Origin of the sequence: Eubacterium sp. AF17-7 (assembly GCF_003461285.1) — a bacterium.
Taxonomy (GTDB): Bacteria; Bacillota; Clostridia; order Lachnospirales; family Lachnospiraceae; genus Eubacterium_U; species Eubacterium_U album.
The window spans coordinates 128,424-136,481 of the sequence record NZ_QTWU01000007.1 but is presented as its reverse complement, the minus strand read 5'-3'; the positions used below and the strand labels follow the sequence as shown (position 1 = coordinate 136,481).

Here is an 8,058-nt window from a genome sequence, read left to right as displayed (position 1 = left end):
GCTCCATCACTTATCATAGAATGTCTATTTACAGACTTTATTTCACAGACTCAAAATAGCATATCAGAAACACATCTCATTTGTTTATATCTCTGATACACTACTTCTATTTCGTTATTAAATTAATTTTCCTATTTTATTCTATTCCTACCCATTTTCTTAGCTTTACCTTCAAGTTTTCTTCTCATCTGTTCCGCATATTTCCAAGATTCCTCTACACTCATCCCATCTTTCTGCCATGCTTTTACTACTGTGTCTACCTCATAAATATCCATCATTGTAACATCTTTAAGGTCTTTTTCACATTTTTTGATATTTGCATTCGCTACTATATTTTCAATAAATTTACACAAAAAAGAAACGGTCTACAATCCTCTAAGCGTTAACTTACGGACTTTTCCGTTTCTTTTTTATTTATTCTCAGAATTAGAAAACTTTAATTTTCATTCCTACAGAATTATGCTGTATATTTAGTTTCGATAATATATTTTTCTTTTAATTTTGAGCATCTATTTTGTGGTATTATTCCATCATGTTGCATTCTGCCTGCTACAATTCCCGGATGTATCCCTATTTTTTTAGCAAATTCAACTATCTCATTATCTGATGTATTTTTTGAAGGTGAAAACTTCTTATAATCTGACGTAGAAATCAAATAATTAGTTGCAAATTCATCCGCTTCTTTTTCTAATTTATTATTAATGTCAATCATTTCTTCCATAGTACTACTTATAAATACCGTTTTTATTTTCTGTTGAAGTACATGTTTTATTTCATGAAACAATGAAAACCAAAACTTATCCGCATCCAACCCTCTATTATTCATTGCCAGCACTACTCTCTCATCGTTTATCCATTTTACTGCGCCGTTTACACCTGCATTTTTAAGATGTGGCAATAGTACAAAAGCCACACCACAATCTGCAAAAATTTCTTTCATTCTAGGCAAAAACTCTTCTGGTTTCTGAACTGTCATACTTCTAAGTTCCGGCAAATATCTTTTTAATTTCTGTGCATCATACGGACTGGTATTTATATTTTTTGATATATTTATTGCGGTTTGAATCCACGCTCTGGAATTAATAATATTTTTTTCATTATTGCAGGACGTACTCGTTCTAAAATTAACTAAAAAATCCGGTTGCAACATGATTCTTAAATCTGAAACTCTAAAAAATCTACATAAATTAGCTACTTTGTCATTTACATTTCTAGTAATAGGTAAATCAACTACATCAACAAAATATCTATAATCTATCTCTTTTACAATCTTAGTTTGCTCATCATAATCTTTCGCCTGCTGCATTTCAATAAGCTTTCTATCATAAGTATTTTGTAAATTCTGCCATACTTCTACACTTGTTCCCATCATAACTGATAGTTTCTTTGCTAAATCATTTGATATATTAGCCTGACCGTTAATCAATTTGCTTAATGTTTTAGCTGTTGTTCCCATTCTTTTAGCAAATTCAGCCTGACTAACTTCCATATCCTCGATAATGTCAGCAATATAATAGCCTGGGTGAAATGCCACTATATCTTTGTATTTTTTCACATTACTCATAATGGTTAGACACCTCCGTTACTTTTACAATTTTAATTATTTTACATTGAGATAAGATATCGCCTTCCGTGATTTCCTGTCCTTCATTATCACAAGGAATCATTGTAACCCTATATCTGGTATTGCCTAATCTTATACTCCATTCATCTTTTCTATTACCTTTTAAGTAATTTTTATTTCAACTCATGTCTCCACTCGCCGTCTTCAACCACATAGTGAAATTCACTGATATCATCTTGAAGAAAAACTTTCAGCATGTCGTCCATATCGCTTGCCATTTTTTCTTTCTTCATTTGCTCTAAAGGCATCCATTTTACTTCACCTTCATCTGATGATTTTAAGGTTCCGCTGAATTTATTTGTTTTATAAAATACAACTATGTATCTAGAACCGTCTTCTCTCGGCCAATCTTTTGTCCCACAAATTCTTGGATTTTCTATTTTTAATCCTGTTTCTTCATATACTTCGCGTATAACAGAATCTACAAATGATTCTCCTTTTTCAACGTGACCACCGGGGAATGTCAAGCCTCCCCAATTTTCATCTATCTTATCCTGTACAAGTACATTTCCTTTGTCATCATATACCATGCACATATTTGTTAGCGTTACCTGTTCTGTTCTCATTTTGACGCTCCTATTCCTTATGCTTTGTTACATTTATGTTAAAATACGGTTATCATAACTTCATAATTCTTTATTTCTATAATATCATATAAATACATTTTTCCATAATTTGACCATCTTATCAACAGTGATTCATAAAACATATTGTATCTTTCTATTTTTCCTGTAATATTTTCCTGTTTTTATAAATTTCTTCAAGATTATTTTAGTCCAAAATGTCCGTTTCTTCAAAATTATTTCTCTGCATTATGTCCGTTTCTTCAAGATTTATTTTCTATATTTTGCACGTTTCTTCAAGATTTTTATAATTTTTTAAGCAGCCATATCCTTTTGTTACACAATTAAAAATACCTCCTATCCGCTTACTGTATTTGCTAATAAATACAAATAAACATATAGAAGGTATTTTCTAAACACTTTATGAACAAATTTAATTCGGCATAATTACTATGCTAGTATGCATTTAATCGAAATTTATTTTTCCTGAATTTCTTTTCCACTCATACGCTCTATTTCTATTTCAAAAAACTGCACTAATTTTTGTTACTTAATTATATATTTCGTACCTCTTCCTTTACCTTCGTCCGTTACAATTCCCTTTTGAATCAAATCTTTCAATATCTGTATTGTCTTTGATTTGCCAAATGAAACATACGGCGCAATTTCGCTAATCGATTTAAGAACTGTCCTACTTAAAATTTTATATACTGTTCTTTCATCTTCCGTCAAATTCATGTTTTCTTCAAAAACGGGAAGCATAATCTTAATTGTATTTTCTGACACTTCAAAATCCGGCTTTCTTAATCCTGCTTCATATAGTTGCTTTATTCTTGTAATTCCGGTTCCAAAAATCTCAACAAAACCAAGTATATAAAATACATTTGCAAGATTTCTATTTCTTAAAACGGAAAGTTTACCTGACAAATATTCTTCTTCCGTTATCCCTGATGGCAATCCACCCGGAGAAATAATCTCTATTCTATCATCAAACATCAATACTCTGATTTGGGACTCCACATCCCATACTCTATGAATTAGTGCATTTGCAATTGCTTCTCTAAAAGCTGCTTCCGGAATTCTTTCTACGTTTTTTCGTTCTGCCCCTTGTATCACTTCATATCTATAGTAATCTCTGAATACATCCAGTGTCTTATCATACACATCTAAAACAGATATATTATCAAACGTTGCTCTTTTTTGAATAATACTGATATTTTGACCGAACTTAACAATATCAATTCCAGGAAAATGTGATTTATATAAATACGGCTTTTGGACTCCGCCTTTTACTGTAAGCTTTATTGTATTATCGCTTTGTATTTCGAGTGTATAGTCCGGTTGAGGCTAAATGCTATCATTAATTTTATTTTCTATATCCAAACAGGATTGCCTTACATTAGGCATCCCCTTAACATTACCGTTATCGTCTATCCCGAAAAAAATCTCGCCTCCATCATAATTTGAAAAAGCACTTACAGTTTTTAAAAATGTATTTGTAATTGTTTCTTTAAATTCTAATTTTTTTGTTTCATGCATACTACTTGTATCCTTTCCATTTTTATTTATTATATGTAAAAACGCACGAAAAATTAAACATAAAAAAATACGTTTTATTTTTCGTGCGTTTTTGATTGTTATTCAAAGTCACTGCGTACATAAAATGTAGCTCTTCCGTTTCCTTTTTTTATAAGAACCCCTTCTTCTACTAATTGTTTTAAAGCTAACTCTACTGATTTTTTTCCTATAGAAGGGCATAACTCAACAACGTCACTCTTAGTTATTTTTCCTATTTTATTATATATTGCACGTCTGACAATTTCTTTTGCAGGAATTTTTTCACTTACAAGTTCTACTCTTTCCTCAAAATCTCTGTATGAAGCAAGAATAATCCTTAACATATATTTCACAAAAGACGTTACATCTTCCTTATTTTCATGCCAACCATCTTGACAATTTTCTAATGCTTTATAATATAAATCTTTATTCTTTGCAATCTTATTTTCAATAGAAATATATTTACCTACAACATATCCACTTCTATATAAAAGAAGCGCTGTAAGCAAACGGCTCATTCTTCCATTTCCATCACTAAATGGATGTATACAAAGAAAATCATGTATAAAAATAGGAATAAGCAAGATCGAATCCAACTCTTCGCTATCAATCATTTTGTTGTAATTCTCACAAATATCGTCTATTGCAGACGGCGTTTCATATGGTGCAAGCGGTGTGAAAAGCACGTACTCTTTTCCTTTTTCATCAGTAGCAGCAATAACATTTTGTGATACCTTAAAATGACCACCAATATTTTTTTCCGTATATTTATATAAATCACGATGTAACTGCAAAATATAATTTGCTCTTATTGGAATGTACTCATAATTCTCATGAATCGTGTTCAGGACATCTCTATATCCAAGAATTTCTTCCTCATCACGATTTTTCGGAGTTGTCTTTTCCTCACATAACTGCCTTAATCTTGTACTTGTAGTTCGTATTCCTTCAATTGCATTCGATGCCTCTGTACTCTGTCGCTTTGCTATTTCAATAAGTTTATCTAACTCTTCCGGTTTCTGCTTAAGATATATTTCCTGTCTTCCCTTATATTCATGAATCTGTGCAACAAGTGAAATTATTTCACTATCCCATTTTTTTTCTTTCAACGATGAATAATCAAATTTTCTCATAATCCATCTCCTAATTTGTTATTTATCTCCTAAATTATATTACATTTTAGGAGATAATTCAATTATTAGGACATAAAATCCTTATATATAGCATTCCTTTTTTTAGAAAGTATATTCTATTTTTAGAATAATACATAATCACATATTCCTATTTAATTGCCTCGCTCCATTCATTTTCCTTGAAACCTGTTAACACTATATTTTCTCCAACTATAAGCGGACGCTTCATAAGCATGCCATTAGTTGCCAATAATTGTAACTGCTCATCTTCACTCATTGTAGGCAACTTATCTTTAAGTTTCATCTCTTTATATAATAATCCGCTGGTATTAAAAAATCTTTTAATTGGCAAACCACTTTTATTAAACCATTCTTTTAATTCATCATATGTTGGATTGTTTTCCACTATATGACGCTCTGTGTATTCCACATTATGTTCGTCCAACCACTTTTTAGCCTTTTTGCAAGTTGAACATTTTGGATAACATATAAATAACATTTTTTCACCATCCTTTATTAATTTCTTTTAAATATTCTATAAATTTCTTAACTGCAAAATTCAATATTTTTCTATCCTTCATTGCCAATGTAATCTAGCTTATTTTGCCGATTTTATTATGAATGTCTGCATAATTTATAAAAATGGCACTATATAAACCGGCATTCCAACAGATACCTATAACAAGTGACTGTATATTTCTAAATCTTCGTTCTTAAATACATTAAATATTACCTTTTTGATTCTGTCATCTTTTTTCAAAAATTGCATTACTGTTTCCGTAGCAATTTCAGCAGCCCTCTGCTGTGGGAATCTAAAGACTCCTGTGGACAAGCAACAAAATGCTATTGATTCCACACCTGTATCAGCAGCAAGTTTTAAACATTCTTTATAACAACTTGCAAGCAAATTTTCATCTTCTTGGGTAACTTTCCATTGTATAATAGGTCCCACTGTGTGAAGAACATATTTTGCCGGAAGGTTGTATCCTGATGTAATCTTTGCTTTTCCAGTTTCCTCTTCATGCCCCTGCTTTGTCATAATCTCATGCATTTTCAAACGAAGTTCTACTCCTGCATAAGTATGAATAAAATTATCAATACAGGCATGCATCGGCGAAAAGCATCCAAGCATCTGTGAGTTGCAAGCATTTACGATTGCGTCACATTTCAAAGTAGTAATATCTCCCTGCCAGATATATAATCTTGAATCGGATTTGACAGGTGTAAGAGTAGCAACATCTGTGATACCACGCTCTATATTTCTTTCAGTAAGATACTTATCCTGTATTTTCAAAAATTCATGACTTATTGGTCTTGGTGGTCTGACATTCATAAGTGAGCGCAACAGATTCTCCTGTCCCTGCTTATCCGCGGGAATACTCTGTCTACCAAACCTTATTTCTTCTTTTAAAAGATACTTAATCAAATATTCTCTTCGCTCATTCTGGTTCATAATACCTGTCCCCTTATATCTGTAATTGCCTTTGCCATATCACCGCCGATACCGATTGCGCGCTTTCCGAAACCTTCCGGTACGACTGCTTCATCCATCTTTCTAAACATTTCTTCCGCATCATATGTCTTTGGATGACATCCTCTCTGGCATTGTATTTTACCATAATCTCCCTATGTTGCAAATATTCTGTTTTCATCAAACCCTGCTTTATAAAACTGATGGTCCACATTGGTAGTCATTACAAAATACTCCTTGCTTTTCACAATATCATAAAGCTTGGTATAAAGCGGCAATTCCGGAGGAGCAAAGCTTTCCATCCTGCTCGAAACCAAACATAAATGGACGACATTTTGCCTTTCCATCTCTTCCAACTGTTGCTAAATACTGAACCGGGTTTTTCTGTAAAAATTCTACTACTTTCTGCATTTTATAGTACCTCCTTAAATTATATAAATTGTTTTTACAAAGCTTACATAATGTGCAAAATATCATATACAGCCGGACAAATTTGTAATAAAATATATTTATATAAGCCAAACGTGAAACGATGAATTTTATACAGAGGAAAGTCTTTTTTCCTTCAACAATATTTTATTTATGGAAAGGAACGGTGAATATATGAAAAAACATCTTTAAAATTACTGCTATTTAGCTTTTGTATGAGTTTTATTATGATAATTCCTACAAATGTAAATGCAGAAGAAATCATTCCAGTCAATATATCTGTAAAGTATGGCCAGACAGAAGCCCGAAGAATCTTAGATATGATTAATGAACTGAGAACCAGTCCTACTGATGCATGGGCTTGGGATAAGACTGATACCAAACAAGTTGCATATCCCGGTTTAAAAGAACTTGTATATGACTATGATTTAGAGCGACTTGCAATGAAACGTGCAGCAGAAATTGCACTATCCTACGAACACACCCGCCCAAATGGTCAAAATCCTTTTACTATTTATACTGAAGAAAATATAACCAGAATGGATGCAGGTGAGAATATTGCAGTAGCAAGTCCTAATGTTTATTCTAAGGCAGAAGCAGTAAATAACGGATGGCGTGAAGATAACGAACCTTATACCGGTCAGGGGCACCGTAGAAATATGTTAGATTATAAATTTACCTGCGTTGGAGTTGGTCATGTTACTTACAACGGCTATGACTACTGGGTGGAAGAATTTGCCTCCAGACCTTCCATTAATACAACAGAAACACCGGCAAATGACAGTGAACAAACTGTTACTGTTTCAGTAACTAAAAGTTGGATTACAAATTATAAGACATATTTTGACCAAGATTCATATGTTCTTAGATTAGGAGAAACAGTAACTCCAAATATTACACCTATAATTTCTCTTATAAATCAACTTGGATCAGTCGGAACCGTGTTAGATACTCCAACCGTTTCCATTAATGACCCTTCTATTGCCACCTATAGTGATGGAAAGATTATAGGTCTTAAAGAAGGTACCACCACGTTAACCACATCACTGTACGGATTGCCATCAACAACTTCGGCAACAATAATTGTACATGACTGTGATAATCATTGGGATGGTGGAGTAATTACAAAAGTTCCAACCTGTATAGTGGAAGGCGAAAGAACTTATACCTGCGCTATTTGTAATAATACAAAAATTGAAAAAATTGGCATAGATGCAACAAATCACCTCCACTCTGAAATTCGAAATCAAAAGGAAGCTTCCTGCAAAGAGGAAGGATATT

9 protein-coding genes and 1 pseudogene are annotated in these 8,058 nt (G+C 32.5%); 1 reads left to right on the top strand and 9 read right to left on the bottom strand.

The window, feature by feature from the left end; all coding sequences use genetic code 11:
- Positions 1-131 precede the first annotated feature (131 nt).
- From DWW96_RS08335 to DWW96_RS08295, 9 genes and pseudogenes are all read right to left on the bottom strand, one after another.
- Positions 132-353: a hypothetical protein gene (locus tag DWW96_RS08335; protein WP_117910092.1), complete on the bottom strand. Its 222-nt coding sequence runs from the start codon at positions 351-353 to the stop codon at positions 132-134.
- Positions 354-457: 104 nt separating this feature from the next.
- Complete coding sequence (locus DWW96_RS08330) at positions 458-1,564, bottom strand: HigA family addiction module antitoxin (protein ID WP_117910091.1); 1,107 nt, start codon at positions 1,562-1,564, stop codon at positions 458-460.
- 173 nt (positions 1,565-1,737) lie between these two features.
- Positions 1,738-2,190: an 8-oxo-dGTP diphosphatase gene (locus tag DWW96_RS08325; RefSeq protein WP_117910090.1), complete on the bottom strand. Its 453-nt coding sequence runs from the start codon at positions 2,188-2,190 to the stop codon at positions 1,738-1,740.
- 543 nt (positions 2,191-2,733) lie between these two features.
- The gene (locus tag DWW96_RS14445; protein ID WP_243003050.1) at positions 2,734-3,351 is read right to left on the bottom strand and encodes an ATP-binding protein; all 618 of its coding nucleotides are present in this window, start codon (positions 3,349-3,351) and stop codon (positions 2,734-2,736) included.
- Between the two features lie 183 nt (positions 3,352-3,534).
- A complete protein-coding gene (locus tag DWW96_RS14440; RefSeq protein WP_243003049.1) occupies positions 3,535-3,726 on the bottom strand; it encodes an ATP-binding protein in 192 nt (63 codons plus the stop codon).
- Between the two features lie 98 nt (positions 3,727-3,824).
- Complete coding sequence (locus DWW96_RS08315) at positions 3,825-4,877, bottom strand: Fic family protein (protein ID WP_117910089.1); 1,053 nt, start codon at positions 4,875-4,877, stop codon at positions 3,825-3,827.
- Between the two features lie 148 nt (positions 4,878-5,025).
- Positions 5,026-5,376: an arsenate reductase family protein gene (locus DWW96_RS08310; protein ID WP_117910088.1), complete on the bottom strand. Its 351-nt coding sequence runs from the start codon at positions 5,374-5,376 to the stop codon at positions 5,026-5,028.
- A 177-nt stretch (positions 5,377-5,553) separates the two neighbouring features.
- Entirely contained in the window at positions 5,554-6,330 is a 777-nt protein-coding gene (locus DWW96_RS08305) for a protein-ADP-ribose hydrolase (RefSeq protein WP_117910087.1), read from the bottom strand.
- Positions 6,331-6,639: 309 nt separating this feature from the next.
- Positions 6,640-6,759, bottom strand: a pseudogene (locus DWW96_RS08295) (pyridoxamine 5'-phosphate oxidase family protein); the annotation flags it as partial.
- A gap of 233 nt (positions 6,760-6,992) precedes the next feature.
- Here DWW96_RS08295 and DWW96_RS14250 point away from each other — a divergent pair.
- On the top strand, positions 6,993-8,058 hold a 1,066-nt coding region (locus tag DWW96_RS14250; protein ID WP_199522686.1), incomplete at its 3' end, for a CAP domain-containing protein.

Bases quoted from the DNA above. Each gene is read 5' to 3' on its own strand.
- DWW96_RS08315 (WP_117910089.1), bottom strand. From the start codon at position 4,877: ATGAGAAAATTTGATTATTCATCGTTGAAAGAAAAAAAATGGGATAGT.
- DWW96_RS08325 (WP_117910090.1), bottom strand. From the start codon at position 2,190: ATGAGAACAGAACAGGTAACGCTAACAAATATGTGCATGGTATATGAT.
- DWW96_RS08310 (WP_117910088.1), bottom strand. From the start codon at position 5,376: ATGTTATTTATATGTTATCCAAAATGTTCAACTTGCAAAAAGGCTAAA.
- DWW96_RS08305 (WP_117910087.1), bottom strand. From the start codon at position 6,330: ATGAACCAGAATGAGCGAAGAGAATATTTGATTAAGTATCTTTTAAAA.
- DWW96_RS14440 (WP_243003049.1), bottom strand. From the start codon at position 3,726: ATGCATGAAACAAAAAAATTAGAATTTAAAGAAACAATTACAAATACA.
- DWW96_RS08330 (WP_117910091.1), bottom strand. From the start codon at position 1,564: ATGAGTAATGTGAAAAAATACAAAGATATAGTGGCATTTCACCCAGGC.